Consider the following 15,131-nt stretch of genomic DNA (forward strand, 5'->3'; position numbering starts at 1 on the left):
GGTCACCAGTCGATGCCCTGCTGGGCGCGGATCCCGGCCTGCATCGGGTGCTTCACGTTCTGGACCTCGGACACGAGGTCGGCGACCTCGATCAACCGCTCGTGGGCGTTGCGCCCCGTGAGGACGACGTGCTGGAACCCCGGGCGTCCCTGCAGGGTCGCGACGACGTCCTCCACGTCGATCCAGCCCCAGGAGATGGGGTAGGTGATCTCGTCGAGCAGGAGGAACTCGTAGCGCTCCTCCGCGATCCGGCGCTTGACCTCGTCCCAGCCCGCCTTCGCGATGTCCTCGGACTCCGTCATGTCGCGCTGGATCCAGGTCCAGCCCTTGCCCTGGATCTCCCACTCGATCGTGCCGCCCGCGCCCGAGGCGTGCAGAGCCTCGGCGGCCTTGCGCTCGCCGACCTTCCACTTGCCGCCCTTCACGAACTGGAAGACGCCGGAGCGATAGCCGCGGGCCCAGGCGCGCTGCAGCATGCCGAAGCTCGAGGTCGACTTGCCCTTGCCCGTGCCGGTCACGACCGCGACCAGCGGGATGTCGCGCTTCTTGCGGCGGACGGCCTCCTCCGAGCCCTGGTCGTCCGGCGTGTGGGGCAGGTCGGCGGCGGCGTGGCGCTCCGCGGCCTCGGGGCCCGGGGCGACCGTCGGCTCGGCGGCGGTCGCGCCCTCGTCCGGGTTCGCGTTGCCCGGCGTGGGGGTCTGCGGGGTGGCGTGCTCGTCGGTCATGCGGGGCCTCCGGAGGTGGTGCGCGGGTCGTCGATCATGGCGCCCGGACCGGCGGACGCGTCCGGGGCGCCGTCCGGCCCGGCCTCGGCGGTCGCGGGCCCCTGCGGCTCGCATCCCGCCGGCGGCGGCACGACCGACGCCTCAGGGTCGCCGGCCGCGCGCGGGCCCTGCGGCTCGCTGCCGGCCGGCGGCGGGACGTGCGGCCCCGCGGCGGCCGGGCGCGCCCGGGGCCGGCGGCGCTTCGGCCGCAGCTCGGGCGGCGCGATCAGGACGAGGTCGGGCCGCCGGGCCAGCAGCGCGCGGACGATCCCCGCCGTGACGATCGCCTCGATCACGCCGACGAAGGCGTAGACGCCGATCGTCCCGCCGATCACGGGCTCGATGTTGACCGCGCCCTGGTGGCCCAGGTGGAACTCGAGCACGAACAGGCAGGCCGCGAGGAGCACGTTGACGTACGCCGCCACGGCGCAGGCCAACGCGAGTCCGCCCGCCGTGCTGCGGCCGCGGATCCGCCGGACCACCGACTGGATCAGGCGCAGGATGGGGTAGCCGATGAACGCGGGGACGAGCGCCGCGTTGACGATGTTCAGGCCGAGGACGGTGATGCCGCCGTCGCCCTGCACGAGCGCCTGGACGATCGTGACGACGGCGATCGTGAGCATCCCGAGCCACGGCCCGAGCAGCGCGACGGCGAGCGTGCCGCCCAGCAGGTGGCCCTGGGTGCCCACGCCGATCGGGATGAAGGGGGTGTCGCCGACGAGGAAGAACGCCCCGGCGAGGCCCGCGAGGGGCAGGCGGCCGTCGTCGCCCTTCACGTCGGCGCGCGAGATCGCGAACGCCATGCCCGCGACGGCGACCCCGGCACCGATCGCCGTGGCCTCGCCGGAGAGGAACCCCTCAGGGATGTGCACGGAAGGCCTCCGGGTCGGAGGAGGTGGGTGCGGACGCAGGTCCCGCCGGTGCGGATGCCGGATCCGGTGCCGGTGTCGGGCCGACGCCGTCGCGGCGGCGCGGGACGACCGGCGTGAGCGCCCCGGCCTCCTCCACGGTGCGCGCGACGCCGCCGTCGAACCAGTCGAGCTCGAGCGCGGCGACCGCGCCGATCACGAACGTGACGGGCGGGTCCTGCCGCGGGGGGAGGGCGGCGAGCGTGCCGCGGATCGTCTCCTGCGCCCCGGCGCGCCCGGCGGCGCTGATGCCCGCCACGGGCGTCAGCGGGTCCATCCCGGCGGCGATGAGCCAGCCCGCGATGCGGCGGATCCGCGAGCGGCCCGTGAGGACGACGATCGTCCCGCCGAGGCGCGCGAGGGCGTCCCAGTCGACCTCGCCCGGATACTCGGGGTCGCTGTTGCCCGCGAGCACCGTGACGGTGCGCGAGAGCTGCCGCACGTGGACGGGGATCCCGGCGAAGGCCGGCGCGGCCAGCCCCGCGCTCAACCCGGGTACGACCGTGAAGGGGACGCCGGCCGCGCGCAGGGCGAGGGCCTCCTCGCCGCCGCGGGCCGCGACGAACGGATCGCCGCTCTTGAGCCGCACGACCTCGCGCCCGCCCCGGCCGAGCTCCACGAGCAGCGCGCAGACCTCGTCCTGGGGGAGGGCGCGGCGGGCCGGGCGTCCGTCGGCCGCCGGCACCTTGCCGACGAGCACGCGCTCGGCGGTCGGTGGCGCGAGCGCGACTACGGGATCGGAGGAGGGGCGGTCGCTGACGACGACCTCCGCGGAGCGCAGGAGCTCCGCGGCGCGGACCGTGAGGAGGTCCGGATCGCCCGGGCCGGCCCCGATGAGGTGGACCGTCACCGGCGGCACGGTACCGGAGAGGACCGGGGGCCTGCGGGCCTCGACCGGACGCCGCCGTCGCGTGACCCCTGCGGACCAAGGACCCCCCGACCGGGGCGCCCCGGCGAGCGGGCTGGACGTTCGGGCTCGGACGTTCGGCTAGACCGTTCGGTGAAACCCCCGTTCCCACGTAAGACCACTCCCGTGTGGACGTTTGACACTCAAGCCGCCGCCGCGCGGCTCCGATGGATGAGCATGGACCGGCGCACCCGACGTGACGTGACGGTGACCTCCGCCCTCGGGGTCACGCTGGTCGTCGCGACGCTCACCCTCGGCGACGCCTTCATCCACACGGGTGATGCGGACGTCGACGCCTCCGCCCAGCGCGGCGCCGGTGCCCTGCAGCTCCCCGACGCCCCCGCGGCCCGCTCCATCGGTCGCGGCCCGGGTGGCACGGTCTCCCTGACGGTCCCGGCGACGACCGGGCGCGCCGGCGACGACCTCGTCGCGGCGCTCCCCGTCGACCCGACGACCGCCGCTGCCGGCGGGACGTCCGGCGGCACCACCAACCCCTCTTCCTCGGCCGCCGGCTCCAGCGCCGGGTCCTCGCGCCCCTCCGGTGGTCGCGGCGCCGGCGGTACCTCCGGCTCCACGGGCTCGGCGATCCGCCCCGGCGGCTCGGGTTCCGGCGCGGCCGCGGGCCCCGGCAGCGGTGCGGGCGCCGGCGTGGGCGGCGGCGGGGCCGCCCCGACGCCTTCCACCCCGGCGCCCGACGGCGTGGGTGGCGGCGGTGCCGCGACGCCCGCCGCGCCCACGACGCCGGCCTCCACCCGCGTGCGCCTGCGCGTCACGGACATGTCCGTCACCGGGACCGAGGCGGGCACGCTCCAGCCCGGGTCCCAGGTCCGTCTGCGCCTGGCCGCCTCGCAGCCGCCCGCCGCCGACGGCACGGCCAGCACCGTCCCCGAGCGCGTCGACGTGCGGCTCGGCCTGGACGAGAAGGCCATCGCGGCGCTCAAGGCGAACGCCGGCGACGGCACCAACCCGGTCGCGCTCCGCGCCCTCGTGGACCTCGTCGACGCGTCCACGGGCAACTTCTCCGTGCGCGTCCGCATGCAGCTGAAGCCGGTCGAGACCCAGCTCACGAAGATCGCCTACAACGAGACGGACGCCGGCGCCGGCGCCAGCAACGTCGTCGAGGTCCTCGCCCCGATCGCCGAGAAGGCCGCGACGCCCGGCGACCCGACGACGCCGAAGCCGACGGACCCGAAGCCCGGCACCCCGACGACGCCGGGCACCCCGACCACGCCGGGCACCCCGACGACGCCGGGCACCCCGACGACGCCGGGCACCCCGACCACGCCCACGACGCCGACGCAGCCCACGACCCCGGTGACCCCGGCGGAGCCCACGACCCCGGCGGCCCCGGTGACGCCGGCGGAGCCCGCTCCCGATCCGGTCGAGGTCATCCTGCCGCTGCGGCCCGCCCCGGGCGTGCCGAGCGGTGGCGACGGCGCCTCCATCAGCCTGCCGCTCCCCGCGACCCCCGCCCCGGTCGGGACCCCCGACGCCTCCGCCGGCGTCGACGTGGTGGTGCACGTGCCCGAGGTCGACGAGCCCCTGGGCGGCACGCCCGAGGAGCTGACGCCGATCCCCGAGCCGACGCCCGACCCGGCCCCGGTCCCGGATCCCGCCCCGGCCCCCGAGCCGGCTCCGGCCCCGGAGCCGGAGCCGGCACCGGCCACGCCGGATCAGGTGTCCCCGCAGCTCGGCACCGTCCCCGGCGGCGGCAGCCCGGCGAAGGACGAGGACGAGGACGAGGCCCCGGCGAGCCCGAAGCCCGACGAGGAGAAGGCCGCGGCCGACGCCCCGGCGCCCGCCGCCGCCACCCCGGCCCCGGAGGCCGCGACCGCGGCCCCGGTCCCGGCCGCCGACGCGGGCTGAGCCCGAGCCCGCGGCACCCGCCGCGGTTCGCTGCCAGCACCTCCGGGGCGTCCCGGAACCGCGTCCGCGGCACCCGTCGCGGACCGCCGCCACCGCGTCCGCGGCGCCCGCCGCGCGCGGACACCTCAACCCTCCGCCGTCGCCGCCCCGGGCCGGCCGCCGTCCCGACGACCGGCCGCCCTACGATGTCGCCATGCCCGGGACCCTGTGGATCGTCGGCCTCGGTCCCGGCGGGCCGGAGCTCCGTACCGGCCGTGCGACGGCCGTCGTCTCGGCGGCCGACGCCGTCGTCGGCTACGGCCCCTACGTCGACCAGTGCGCCGACCTCCTGCGGGAGGAGCAGCTCGTCGAGCGCGGCACGATGGGGCAGGAGGAGGAGCGCGCCGAGCGCGCCGTCGCCCTGGCCGTCGAGGGCCGCGGGGTGGCGCTCGTGTCCTCCGGCGACACCGGGATCTTCGGCATGGCCGCACTCGCCCTGCGCGCCGTCGCCGCGGTGCCCGAGGACCGACGGCCGGGCGTCGAGGTCGTCCCCGGGGTGACGGCCGGCACCGCGGCCGCCGCCCTGCTCGGGGCGCCGCTGGGCGACTTCGCGACGGTCTCGCTCTCCGACGTCCTCGTGCCGTGGGAGCAGGTCGAGTCGCGCCTCTCCGCCCTGGCCGCCACGGACCTGGCCCTCACGCTCTACAACCCGCGCTCGCGCACCCGCACCTGGCAGCTCGACCGCGTCCGCGAGCTGCTCCTGGAGCACCGCGACCCGGCCACCCCCGTGGCGCTGGCCACGGACGTCGGCCGGCCGGAGCAGCACGTCGAGGTCGCGACGCTCGGCGACTTCGACGCCGAGCGGGTCGCCATGCGCACGCTCGTCCTCGTGGCCGGGCCGACGGTCGAGCGGCTCGGCCCCTGGCTCGTCACGGCCCGCGGCCGCTGATCCCGCCCGGGGGCCGCGACGCCCCGGGGCCGCGGCCGCTGGCGGCCTCAGGGGCCCGATGCCCCGGGCCCGTGGCCGCCCGCGGCCCTAGAAGGCCCGCAGGTACTGGTCGGGCACGGGGGCCTCGGCGCGCAGGGCCTTCGCGGCGTGGAGCGGCCAGTACGGCTGGCGCAGCAGCTCCCGAGCGAGCAGGACGAGGTCGGCCTGGCCGGTGCGGACGATCGTGTCGGCCTGCTCGGCGCCCGTGATGAGGCCCACCGCGCCGGTGCGGACGCCGGCGTCGCGGCGGACGGTCGCGGCGAGCGCCGTCTGGTAACCGGCGCCGACGGGGATCGCGGCGGCGACGTTGCCGCCCGAGCTCACATCGATCAGGTCGACGCCCCGTTCCCGCAGCACGGCGGCGGTGGCGACCGTGTCCTCGATCGTCAACCCGCCCTCGGCCCAGTCCGTCGCAGAGACGCGGACGGTGATCGGGCGCTCCTCGCCCCAGGCCTCGCGGACCGCGTCGACGACCTCGAGCAGCAGGCGCCGGCGGTTCTCGGGGCTCCCGCCGTACGCGTCCGTGCGGTGGTTCGACAGGGGCGAGAGGAACTCGTGGAGGAGGTAGCCGTGGGCGGCGTGGATCTCGACGAGGTCGAAGCCGGCCTCGGCGGACCGGCGCGTGGCCTCACGGAAGTCCGAGACGACCTGCGCGATGCCGTCGGCGTCGAGCTCGACCGGCATCGGGTACCCGTCGGCGAACGACTCGGCGGTCGGGGCCACCGTCGTCCAGCCGCCGTCCTCCACCGGGACCTCCGCGCGGCCTCGGTCCTCCCACGGGCGGCGCGTCGACGCCTTGCGGCCGGCGTGGGCGAGCTGGATCCCCGCGGCGGACCCGTGCTCCTGCAGGAACGCCACGATCCGGCGCAGGCCGTCGACGTGCTCGTCCTTCCAGATCCCGAGGTCCTGCGGGGTGATGCGGCCCTCGGGGCTGACGGCGGCGGCCTCCGTGATGACGAGCCCCGCGCCGCCGACGGCGCGCGAGCCCAGGTGCACGAGGTGCCAGTCGTTCGAGAACCCGTCCTCGGACGAGTACTCGCACATGGGGGAGACCGCGATCCGGTTGCGCAGCGTCAGGCCCCGCAGGGTCAGCGGGGTGAAGAGGTGCGGGGGCTCGGGGGTGTCGGCGGCGTGGTGCATGCAGGCTTCTCGATCGCGTACGGACGGACGAGCGACGCTAGCGGAGGCCCGAACGCGTCCCGGCCTCACGGGGGATTGCCGCCGTGGGCCGGGCGGCGCCCCGCTGTCCCCGGGGGGCGGGCGGCACGGTGGCCGCTGCGCCCGTCGGGCCCTGGGGCCGGTGCGCCCCCTGTGCCCGTCGGGTCGCCTTGGGGCCGCTGGGCTCCGCCGCCTCAGAACAGCGAGAGCTGGTCCGCGGGCGGTGCCGCGGTCGCCCGGGGGCGCTCGGCCCTGGACCGGCGGTCGCCGCCGGCCGGCCGCCGGGTGCCGCCGCGCCCGGGACCCTGGGGCGGGCCGACGGCGATGACGTCCTGCGCCGCGCCCCCGGCGGGCGTGGACGGGCGCGGGCGGGCCGACGCCGGCTGGCTCGAGACCTGGGCCCGCGCGCCCGGGCGGACCGCGGCCGGCACGAGCGGGAGCGGGTCGAACCGCCCGCGGGCCGGGGCCTCCGCGCCCGGGTCCGTCGCCCGGCGGGCCCGGTCGGAGCGCACGATGCGCTCGCCCCACCGCTCGCCCTGCTGCACGAGCTGGGAGAGCCGGTGGGCCTCCTTGCGCGGCAGGTGCGGGCCGTTCCGGTAGAGCTCTTCGTAGAGCGGGACGAGGTCGGGTCGCGCGTCACCCAGCCACTCGAGGAAGACGTCGCGGGTGCTTCCCCGCAGGTGCAGCCCCAGGCCGCGGACGCTGATCGCCCCTGCCTCGGTGCAGGCGGCCAAGAGCTTCTCGACCTGCTCCGGCGCGTCGTTGATCCCCGGCATCAGCGGCGCGACGAGGACGGCGGTCGGGATGCCGATGCGGTTGAGCTCGGCGACCGCCGCGATCCGGGTGCGGGGGTGCGGCGTGTGCGGCTCGGTCGAGCGCCACGCCTGCTCGTCCAGGCTCGGGATCGACAGCGCCGCCTCGAACCCGGCCGCCGCCTGGATCTCGAGCATGAGCTTCTGGTCGCGCAGCAGCAGCGGCGACTTCGTCAGCACGGACGCGGGGACGCGCTCGTCGCGCAGCGCCTCCCAGATGCCCGGCAGCAGCCGGTACTTCGACTCGACCCACTGGTACGGGTCGGTGTTCGTCCCGAGCGCCACGGTGTCGCCCCACGCCGCGGTGCGCGCCCGCTTGGCCAGGTCGGCCCGCAGGCGCTCCGGGGCGTTGACCTTCACGACGATCTCGCGCTCGAAGTCGCGGCCCGGGTTGAAGTTGAGGTACTCGTGCGTGGGCCTCGCAAAACAGTACGTGCAGGCGTGCGAGCAGCCGCGGTACGGGTTCACCGTCCAGCCGAACGGCATGTTCGAGCGGCTCGGCACGCGGTTGAGGACGGTCTTCGCCTCGACCTCGTAGAAGCGCGTGTCAAGCGCCTCCGGGGCGTCGAACCGCCGCACGACCGCGGGGTCGGCCATGCCGGGCAGCGCCGCCGTCTCGGTGTCGGGGTCGCGCTTGAGGTGGTCCCACCGCATGCGAACGCATGTTCGCATACGGCGGAGACGGCGGGGATGCCGTCGTCCGGATCGCGTCGGCCCCGGGCGGCCGCGGGGCGGGTCCGCACCGTCGTCTAGGGTCGGTCCGTGCCCGCCGAGATCAGCCTGGTCCCCGTCGACCGCGAGAACGTGCGACCGGTGTGCGACCTCGTGCTCGCCCCGGGGCAGGAGACGTTCGTGGCGCCGGCGGCGACGACGGTCGCCGAGGCCGCGTACGAACCGGACGCGTGGCTGCGGGCGATCGCGCTCGACGGCGTGCCCGTCGGGGTGGTGCTGCTCGTGCGCGACGCGCCGGACGAGCCCTACTTCCTGGTGCGCCTGATGGTCGACGCCGCGTACCAGCGGCGCGGGATCGGCGCGCAGGCGGTGGCGCTGACGCTCGCGCACCTGCGCGGGCTGTCCGGCGAGGACCGCCTGCGGACGAGCTGCATCCCCGGGGAGGGGTCCCCGCTCCCGTTCTACCGCGGGCTGGGCTTCACCGAGACGGGAGAGGTCGACGACGACGGCGAGCGCGTCCTGGAGCGGGGGCTCGAGCCCGACCCGCGCGGCTGAGCCCCGCGCCATCGCTCTCCGAAGGGCGTAGTGTCCTTCGTGCCACGCCGGCGTGCTCCGTACGCCCCGAAGGTCCTGGTCCCCATCCCCCGCACCCCCGCCCTGCCCCCGCTCTTGCGCATCCCCGCCCGCGGGGTCGCGGGAGCCGTCGCGCGGCGGGCCGTGGCGCCGGGAGTGCCGCGCGAGAACCGGCTGCTGCGGAGCTTCCGGGCGGTCGAGGCGTTCCCCGCCCTCCGGGAGTCGCGCGACGCGGTCGTCGCGGGCCTCGACGCGGGCGCCGACGACGCGGGGGCCATCGTCGCGGGCGTGGTCTCCGACGTCGGCCTCGCGATCCGCGTCCTGCGCGAGGCGGTCCGCGTCGCGGGTGCCGAGCCCGTCGCATCCGTCGCTGCCGCCGTCGACCGGCTCGACGCCGGGGCGCTGCGCACGATCTGCGCGACGGTTCCCATCTACGACGTGCTCGGGCCCCCGGGGCACTGGCACGACGCCCCGTACCGGTACCTCCGCCACGCCGTCGGGGTGCAGCGCGCGGTGCGCCACCTGACGGCGACCACGGCGCAGCCCGACCGCGAGGTCCTCGTCACTGCGGCGCTGCTGCACGACGTGGGCAAGCTCGTCCTGGCCGACGCGGACGGTCGCCCCGGCGAGCCGTTCGCCGGGCGTCGTGCGGCCCAGGCGCGACACCCGTCCGGGGTCGACGACGCGGCCATCGGCGCCGTGCTGCTGCGCCGATGGGGACTGCCGCGCGCGATCTGGGAGCCGGTGGAGCGGCACGGCTCGGACGACACCGAGCCCCGCGTCGCGATCCTCCGCCTCGCCGACCTCGTCGCCCGGCACGACCGCGGCGACGGGGTCGCGCGTGCCACCCTGCTGCGCGCCGCCGGCTCCGCGGGGGTCGGGGAGGACGTGCTGCGGACGCTCCTCTACGACCAGGCGGGCATCGTCGTGGTCCCGCCCGGCGGCACGCCGTGCCCGCTCACGCCGGCGGAGCTCGAAGCGCTGCGCGGGCTCTCGCGTGGGCTGCGCTACAAGGAGATCGCCGAGGAGCTCGGCGTGCAGCCGACCACGATCGGCTCGCACCTGCACAAGGTCTACGTCAAGACCGGCACGGCCGATCGGGCGCAGGCCGTCCTGCTGGCGACGGAACGCGGCTGGCTCGAGCACTGAGCGGACGCCTGCGCCGCGGCGGGCGGCCCTCCGCCCGCCGGCGGACGTGGATGGATGCATGAGATCGACTCCGGGACCTCGCCCGACCCGGCCGGACGGTCGACACCACCCGTAGAAGGGACCGGCGACGGGTGGTCGATACGACCGCCGCGCGGGCCCCTCATGGGCCCCACGGCCCGGGGAGGAGCACGCGTGCGGAAGAGCGAGAAGATCCTCTCGTCGGTCCTGGTGGTCGGCGTCCTCGTCGGTGCCACGTCGTTCGGGGTGTACGGCGCGTTCAGCGCGACCACCCAGAACGCGGGCAACGAGATCAGCACCGGCACCGTCCAGTTCACGGACAACGACGCCGGCGCTGCGCTCTACAACCTGACCGCGGCCAAGCCCGGCTCGTCCGTGAGCCGCTGCATCAAGACGACCTACACGGGCACGCTGCCCTCGGCCGTCCGCCTGCGGACGTCCGCCGCCAGCCCCGGCTCGCTGGCGCAGTACATCGACGTGAAGATCACGCAGGGCACGTCGACCTCCACCACGTTCCCGGACTGCGCGGGCTTCACCGCCGCCGCCACCGGGGGCACCCTCTTCACCGGCACGCTCGCGGCGTTCGGGGCCACCCACGCCTCGTACGCCACCGGCATCGCCACGGCACCCGCCGGCCAGACCACCTGGTCCACCGGCACGAGCGTCGTCTACAAGATCGACGCCACCCTCCAGACCACCACCCCGGAGAGCGGTCAGGGGTCGTCCTCGGGCGTCCACGACTTCGTCTGGGAAGCGAGGAACAACTAGATGTCCCGCATGCGCACCACCCGGTCCAGCAAGATCCTGGGCTCCGTCCTCGTCGTCGGGGTCCTCGGCTCCGTCTCCGCGGCCGGCGTCTTCGGCGCCTTCAGCGCCACGACCCAGAACTCCGGCAACGAGATCAGCACCGGCACCGTCGCCCTCGGCGACAACGACGCCGGCAGCGCGATGTTCCAGACCACGAACGCCGAGCCCGGCCAGACGTGGACGAAGTGCATCAAGGTCACCTACTCCGGCAGCCTCGAGGCCGACGTCAAGAGCTACCTGCGCAGCACGCCGGGCCCGCTCACGCCGTACCTCAGCCTCAAGCTCGAGCGCGGCACGCAGACCACGGGCACGTTCCCGGGCTGCGGCGACTTCACGCCGGCGGCGACGGGCGGGGTGCTCTACGACGCGCCCTTCACGAACGCCGCGATGCCGCGTGACCCCGCGACGGCGATCGTCGAGGCACCCGTCGGCAAGGAGACGTGGGCCCAGGGCGACTCCGTCGCGCTGCGGATGACGATCGCGCTCGACGCGAACATGCCCGACATGGCCCAGGGCGCGACCACGGGCGACGCCACGGTCGTGTGGGAAGCCACGAACCACTAGACCGCGATGGGGCCGGTGGCACGCATGAACCCGATCCGCACCCGGCTCGTCCACGCAGCCGGCGTCCTCCTGGGCGCCGGCCTCGCCGTCTTCCTGCTCGCGGGCGCCCGCCCGTCGGCGGACTACACGTCGCTGCCCGCACGCGTGAGCGTGACGGTCGGCCTGACGGGCGAGCTCGGCGTGACGCCGGCGCCGCCGAAGCCGGCCCTCGCCTCCCGCGGCATCCTGCCCGGGGCGACGCCCGCGCAGGCGGACGCGGCCGTGCGCAACCAGACCGGCCAGGAGCTCACGGTCGGCTTCCGGGCCGAGGCCCCGGCCCGCGACCTCGACGGGCTGCTGCGGATCCGCCTCAGCGTGGACGGGCAGACGCTCGCGGACACGACCCTGCAGGGCCTGCGCGCCGGCACCCGGATCCCGCTGGCGCTGAACGCCGGCGTCGAGCGGACGGTGCGCGTCGAGCTCTGGATCCCCGGCTCGATCACCGCGGGCTACCAGGGCCGCACCGCCGCGGTCACCCTCACCCCCGTCGTCCGGATCGCGGGTTGACATGGGGCTCCTGCGGCTCGCCGCCCACCTGCTCGGTGCCGTCGTCTGCGGGTTCGGGCTCGTCGTGCTCCTCGCGGCCACGGTCCCGAGCGCGTTCGGCGACCGCACCTTCGTGGTGCGGTCCGGCAGCATGACGCCGGCCATCCGGACGGGCGACATCGTCGCCGTCCGGGGCGTCCCGGCGCGGGCCGTCCGGGTCGGCGACATCGTCACGTTCGACAACCGCGGCAAGTTCACCTCCCACCGCGTCCGCAGCATCGAGCCGCGCGGGAACCGGCTCGCCTTCGTCACCCAGGGCGACGCGAACACGGGTCAGGAGCACTGGCAGGTCGCCGCGAACGGCACCGTCGGTCGGGTCGTCGACCGCGTGCCGATGCTCGGCTTCGCCGTCGTCCAGGTCCGCTCCACCGCGGGCCAGCTCGGCCTGATCGTGCTCCCGGCCCTGCTGCTCGGGCTGCTCGTCCTCCGCCGCATCTGGCGCCGCGAGCCGACCCCGGAGGCGCCCGATGCGCTCGCGGTCTAAGGCGCTCGCCCTCGGGGCGGTGCTCGCCGGGTCCGTCGGGGTCTCCGCGGGCGTCGGCGTCGTATGGGGCGCCTTCGCCGCGCAGACCGCGAGCAACGGCAACGAGGTGCGCTCCGTGCCCGACTTCGTCGCGCCGCAGGCGAGCGGCTCGGTCGTCCAGAAGTCGACGGGCGGTGCCCCGGGCTTCGTGCGCTCCGGAGCGAGCTACCGGCTCCTGGCCGCCGTCGCCGACAGCGGACGGCCTTCGAGCGGCATCGCGTCGGTGACGGGGAGCATGACGGACGGCCCGTCGGGCGTCGTCCTGACGGCGGGCACCTACGCGCCGGTCGCAGGCCAGACCTACACCCACCGCTCGGCCGTCCAGGCGGTCGGCACGGCCTACGCGGGGACCTACACCTACGCGTTGGCCCTGGCCGACGCCGCCGGAAACGCGCGCACGCAGACAGGCTTCTCCGTCATGGTCGACAACACGGCCCCGGTGCCGACGGGCATCGTCGCCACGAACCACACCGGGGGGATCGTGGGGCACCCGGACCCGGGCGACACGGTGCGGTGGACCACGAGCGAACCGCTCGACGCGATCTCCCTCGTGGCGGGTTGGGAGGGGCTGGACACGACGAACGTGGTCGTCCGGCTCACCAATGGGAGCTCCGGCGGAAACGACTCCCTGGCCGTCTACAACGCGGCCAACACGGCAGCGCTGCCGCTGGGCACCGTCGACCTCGGCCGCACGGACTACACGACCTCCTCCCGCACGTTCGGGGCAGGAGGCACCCCGTCGACGCTGACGCTCACCGGCAACGACGTGGTGCTGCAGCTCGGGGCCGCTTCGGGGAGCACCACGACCGCCGGCGGGACGGGCACGCTCCGCTGGACACCCGGACCGGGTGTCACCGACCGGGCTGGCAACGCCCTGGGCACCTCGACCTTCGCCGAGCCCGGCATCGCGGATCGGGACTTCTGACCGTGCCGCGCCGCCCGCTCTCCCGTGGTTCGACCGCTCTCGCCGGCGCGGCGGCCGGCTCGCTCTTCGCCGTGGCCGTGGCCGCCGGCGCCGTCGTCGTCGCCGGGCACTCGGACCCCGCCGGCGCCCCCCGCGCCGTGGCCCTTGCCGAGGGGTCGCTCTCCATCGCCGACTCCCGCGACGGCGCAGCGATCCTGACCACCGGCAGCCTGGCCCCCGGCCACGCGCTCGAGGGCACGTTGACCATTCGCAACACGGGGACCATGCCCGGCGTGCTCGCGCTCTCGAGCACCGTGGCCGAGGCCCTCGGGACGCGCGATCGGAACCTCCTGGATGCCCTGAAGCTGCGGGTCACCGAAGTGACCGACACCGGCCCGGTCGTCGTGCACGACGGTGGGCTCGACGGGGTGGACGCGCCCGATCTGGGCGTGGTCTCGCCGGGCACCGGGCGCACGTACCGCTTCGTGGCCCGCCTACCCGCCGGCGACAACGCGAGGGACAACCGGATGCAGTCCGCGTCCGTGCGCCTGGCCTACGCCTGGAGGCTCACGGAGGTCCCGGCGGACCCTGTCGACCCGCCCGTGACCGTGCCGGACCCCGTCGACCCACCCGTCACGGTGCCGAACCCCGTCGTGCCGCCCGTCACGCCCCCCGATCCCGGCGGCCCCCCGGCGGTGCCGGGCCCCGTCGTGCCGCCGGCGACACCGGCCCCGGTACCGGTACCCGTGCCGCCGGGCGCCGGCGCGACGACGCCGACGGATCCCTCGACCAAACCCGATGTTCCGGTCGTCCGGATGCTCACGCGTTCCGTCCGGCTGGACCGTCAGGGGCGGTTCGCCACCCGCATCTCCTGTGCCCGGGGCACGACGGGTTGCCGCGTGCGGGTCCGGATGCTGCGGGGTCCGCGCACGATCGCGTCGCGGACCGTGACGCTCCGCCCCGGACGCACGGTCCTGCTGCGGACGCGGGCGACGCCCGAGATGCTGCGGGCGCTCCGGCAGGGCCGCTCCGTGGTGGTCCGGATGACCTTCCGCGGCTCGAGTTCGACGCGGGCGCCGAAGACGGCACGGGTCGTCGTGCGGCCCGCCCGGTAGCGCCCGGACGCGCCCGGGGGGGTGTGGCGCGGTCCCCCCGGCCCCTACGCCGCGAGCGGGTTGAACCCGGCGGGCAGCTCGAGCCGGTGGGCGCGCATGAAGCCCTCGTCCGCCAGGATCTCGCGGGTCGGGCCGTCCGCGACGATCTGGCCCTGGTCCATGACGATCGCGCGCGGGCAGAGCTCGAGCGCGTAGGGCAGGTCGTGGGTGACGAGGATCGTCGTGGTCGGCAGGCGACGGATGACGTCGGCGAGCTCACGGCGGGCCGCCGGGTCGAGGTTCGACGACGGCTCGTCGAGGACCATCAGCTCGGGCTCCATCGCGAGGACGCCCGCCACCGCGGCACGGCGTCGCTGGCCGAGGGAGAGCTGGTGGGGGGCGATGTCGCGCAGCTCCTCCAGCCCGAACGTCTTCAACGCCTCGACGACGCGGGTCTCGAGATCCGCCCCCGTCAGGCCGAGGTTCGCCGGGCCGAACGCCACGTCCGTGCCGACGGAGGGCATGAAGAGCTGGTCGTCGGGGTCCTGGAACACCACCCCGACCTTCCGCCGCAGCTCGCGGGCGGTCTTCTTCGTCAGCTCCGTGCCTCCGATCCGCACGGACCCCTGCTGGGGCTGCAGAACGCCGTTGAGGTGGAGCAGCAGCGTGGTCTTGCCCGCGCCGTTCGGGCCGAGCAGCGCCACGCGCTCGCCGTCCCGGATCGTCAGGTGCACGCCGCCGAGGGCCTCGGAGCCGTCGGGGTAGGCGAAGTGCAGGTCGTCGATCCCGACCGCCACGGCCGCGTCGGGAGAGACGCCGCCGGGGCCGCCGATGGCGCCGGAGCGCACGCGGGAGCGGGT

16 protein-coding genes are annotated in these 15,131 nt (G+C 76.1%); 10 read left to right on the forward strand and 6 right to left on the reverse strand.

Going from position 1 to position 15,131, the window contains the following annotated elements:
* Window positions 1–2 precede the first annotated feature (2 nt).
* Genes cobO through cobA form a run of 3 tightly spaced genes read right to left on the reverse strand, consistent with a single transcriptional unit; the run spans window position 3 to window position 2,522 of the window.
* Entirely contained in the window at window positions 3–725 is a 723-nt protein-coding gene (gene cobO, locus F593_RS22980; RefSeq protein ID WP_022927957.1) for a cob(I)yrinic acid a,c-diamide adenosyltransferase, read from the reverse strand.
* On the reverse strand, window positions 722–1,636 hold the full coding sequence (locus F593_RS22985) for an energy-coupling factor ABC transporter permease (RefSeq protein WP_022927958.1): 915 nt from the start codon (window positions 1,634–1,636) through the stop codon (window positions 722–724). Before F593_RS22985 ends, cobO begins: the two co-directional genes overlap by 4 nt.
* Window positions 1,623–2,522 carry a uroporphyrinogen-III C-methyltransferase gene (cobA, locus tag F593_RS22990; RefSeq protein WP_022927959.1) on the reverse strand — a complete coding sequence of 300 codons (900 nt, stop codon included), beginning with the start codon at window positions 2,520–2,522 and terminating at the stop codon, window positions 1,623–1,625. The genes F593_RS22985 and cobA overlap by 14 nt, the downstream gene beginning before the upstream one ends.
* Before the next feature lie 234 nt (window positions 2,523–2,756).
* Between cobA and F593_RS31060 the strand changes: the two genes are divergently transcribed.
* Both F593_RS31060 and cobJ read left to right on the forward strand, forming a co-directional pair.
* The gene (locus F593_RS31060) at window positions 2,757–4,445 is read left to right on the forward strand and encodes a hypothetical protein (protein ID WP_051160453.1); all 1,689 of its coding nucleotides are present in this window, start codon (window positions 2,757–2,759) and stop codon (window positions 4,443–4,445) included.
* A gap of 193 nt (window positions 4,446–4,638) precedes the next feature.
* Complete coding sequence (cobJ, locus tag F593_RS23000; RefSeq protein ID WP_022927960.1) at window positions 4,639–5,373, forward strand: precorrin-3B C(17)-methyltransferase; 735 nt, start codon at window positions 4,639–4,641, stop codon at window positions 5,371–5,373.
* Between the two features lie 87 nt (window positions 5,374–5,460).
* Here cobJ and F593_RS0106560 read toward each other — a convergent pair whose 3' ends face one another.
* Both F593_RS0106560 and F593_RS23005 read right to left on the reverse strand, forming a co-directional pair.
* Window positions 5,461–6,552 (reverse strand): NADH:flavin oxidoreductase/NADH oxidase, encoded by a 1,092-nt coding sequence (locus F593_RS0106560; protein ID WP_022927961.1) that lies wholly within the window; start codon window positions 6,550–6,552, stop codon window positions 5,461–5,463.
* A gap of 212 nt (window positions 6,553–6,764) precedes the next feature.
* Window positions 6,765–8,036, reverse strand: a complete 1,272-nt coding sequence (locus F593_RS23005) for a radical SAM protein (RefSeq protein ID WP_022927962.1) — start codon at window positions 8,034–8,036, stop codon at window positions 6,765–6,767.
* Window positions 8,037–8,144: 108 nt separating this feature from the next.
* Between F593_RS23005 and F593_RS0106575 the strand changes: the two genes are divergently transcribed.
* The 8 genes from F593_RS0106575 (at window position 8,145) to F593_RS0106610 (ending at window position 14,292) form a co-directional block, all read left to right on the forward strand.
* Window positions 8,145–8,609: a GNAT family N-acetyltransferase gene (locus F593_RS0106575; protein WP_022927963.1), complete on the forward strand. Its 465-nt coding sequence runs from the start codon at window positions 8,145–8,147 to the stop codon at window positions 8,607–8,609.
* A 174-nt stretch (window positions 8,610–8,783) separates the two neighbouring features.
* Window positions 8,784–9,776: an HDOD domain-containing protein gene (locus F593_RS0106580; RefSeq protein WP_169449163.1), complete on the forward strand. Its 993-nt coding sequence runs from the start codon at window positions 8,784–8,786 to the stop codon at window positions 9,774–9,776.
* Window positions 9,777–9,968: 192 nt separating this feature from the next.
* Window positions 9,969–10,562 carry a hypothetical protein gene (locus tag F593_RS31065; protein ID WP_022927965.1) on the forward strand — a complete coding sequence of 198 codons (594 nt, stop codon included), beginning with the start codon at window positions 9,969–9,971 and terminating at the stop codon, window positions 10,560–10,562.
* A 9-nt stretch (window positions 10,563–10,571) separates the two neighbouring features.
* Window positions 10,572–11,165, forward strand: a complete 594-nt coding sequence (locus tag F593_RS23010; RefSeq protein WP_157251623.1) for a M73 family metallopeptidase — start codon at window positions 10,572–10,574, stop codon at window positions 11,163–11,165.
* A gap of 24 nt (window positions 11,166–11,189) precedes the next feature.
* Window positions 11,190–11,711, forward strand: coding sequence for a hypothetical protein (locus F593_RS0106595; protein ID WP_022927967.1), 522 nt, complete (start codon window positions 11,190–11,192; stop codon window positions 11,709–11,711).
* 1 nt (window position 11,712) lies between these two features.
* Complete coding sequence (locus F593_RS23015; RefSeq protein WP_022927968.1) at window positions 11,713–12,234, forward strand: signal peptidase I; 522 nt, start codon at window positions 11,713–11,715, stop codon at window positions 12,232–12,234.
* The gene (locus F593_RS0106605; RefSeq protein WP_022927969.1) at window positions 12,218–13,198 is read left to right on the forward strand and encodes a hypothetical protein; all 981 of its coding nucleotides are present in this window, start codon (window positions 12,218–12,220) and stop codon (window positions 13,196–13,198) included. Before F593_RS23015 ends, F593_RS0106605 begins: the two co-directional genes overlap by 17 nt.
* Window positions 13,199–13,200: 2 nt before the next feature.
* Window positions 13,201–14,292, forward strand: a complete 1,092-nt coding sequence (locus tag F593_RS0106610) for a hypothetical protein (protein WP_028721497.1) — start codon at window positions 13,201–13,203, stop codon at window positions 14,290–14,292.
* Window positions 14,293–14,336: 44 nt separating this feature from the next.
* Here the strand turns inward: F593_RS0106610 and F593_RS31180 are convergent, their stop codons facing one another.
* Complete coding sequence (locus F593_RS31180) at window positions 14,337–15,056, reverse strand: energy-coupling factor ABC transporter ATP-binding protein (RefSeq protein WP_342672889.1); 720 nt, start codon at window positions 15,054–15,056, stop codon at window positions 14,337–14,339.
* Window positions 15,057–15,131: the final 75 nt, after the last annotated feature.

The sequence above is a fragment of the Patulibacter americanus DSM 16676 genome (assembly GCF_000420025.1).
Taxonomy (GTDB): domain Bacteria; phylum Actinomycetota; class Thermoleophilia; order Solirubrobacterales; family Solirubrobacteraceae; genus Patulibacter; species Patulibacter americanus.

Excerpts from the sequence above, each read along its gene's own strand:
- F593_RS23005 (WP_022927962.1), bottom strand. The coding sequence starts at position 8,036 with ATGCGGTGGGACCACCTCAAGCGCGACCCCGACACCGAGACGGCGGCG.
- cobO (WP_022927957.1), bottom strand. The coding sequence starts at position 725 with ATGACCGACGAGCACGCCACCCCGCAGACCCCCACGCCGGGCAACGCG.
- F593_RS0106605 (WP_022927969.1), top strand. The coding sequence starts at position 12,218 with ATGCGCTCGCGGTCTAAGGCGCTCGCCCTCGGGGCGGTGCTCGCCGGG.
- cobJ (WP_022927960.1), top strand. The coding sequence starts at position 4,639 with ATGCCCGGGACCCTGTGGATCGTCGGCCTCGGTCCCGGCGGGCCGGAG.
- F593_RS0106595 (WP_022927967.1), top strand. The coding sequence starts at position 11,190 with ATGAACCCGATCCGCACCCGGCTCGTCCACGCAGCCGGCGTCCTCCTG.
- F593_RS0106560 (WP_022927961.1), bottom strand. The coding sequence starts at position 6,552 with ATGCACCACGCCGCCGACACCCCCGAGCCCCCGCACCTCTTCACCCCG.
- F593_RS23010 (WP_157251623.1), top strand. The coding sequence starts at position 10,572 with ATGCGCACCACCCGGTCCAGCAAGATCCTGGGCTCCGTCCTCGTCGTC.
- F593_RS23015 (WP_022927968.1), top strand. The coding sequence starts at position 11,713 with ATGGGGCTCCTGCGGCTCGCCGCCCACCTGCTCGGTGCCGTCGTCTGC.
- F593_RS31060 (WP_051160453.1), top strand. The coding sequence starts at position 2,757 with ATGGACCGGCGCACCCGACGTGACGTGACGGTGACCTCCGCCCTCGGG.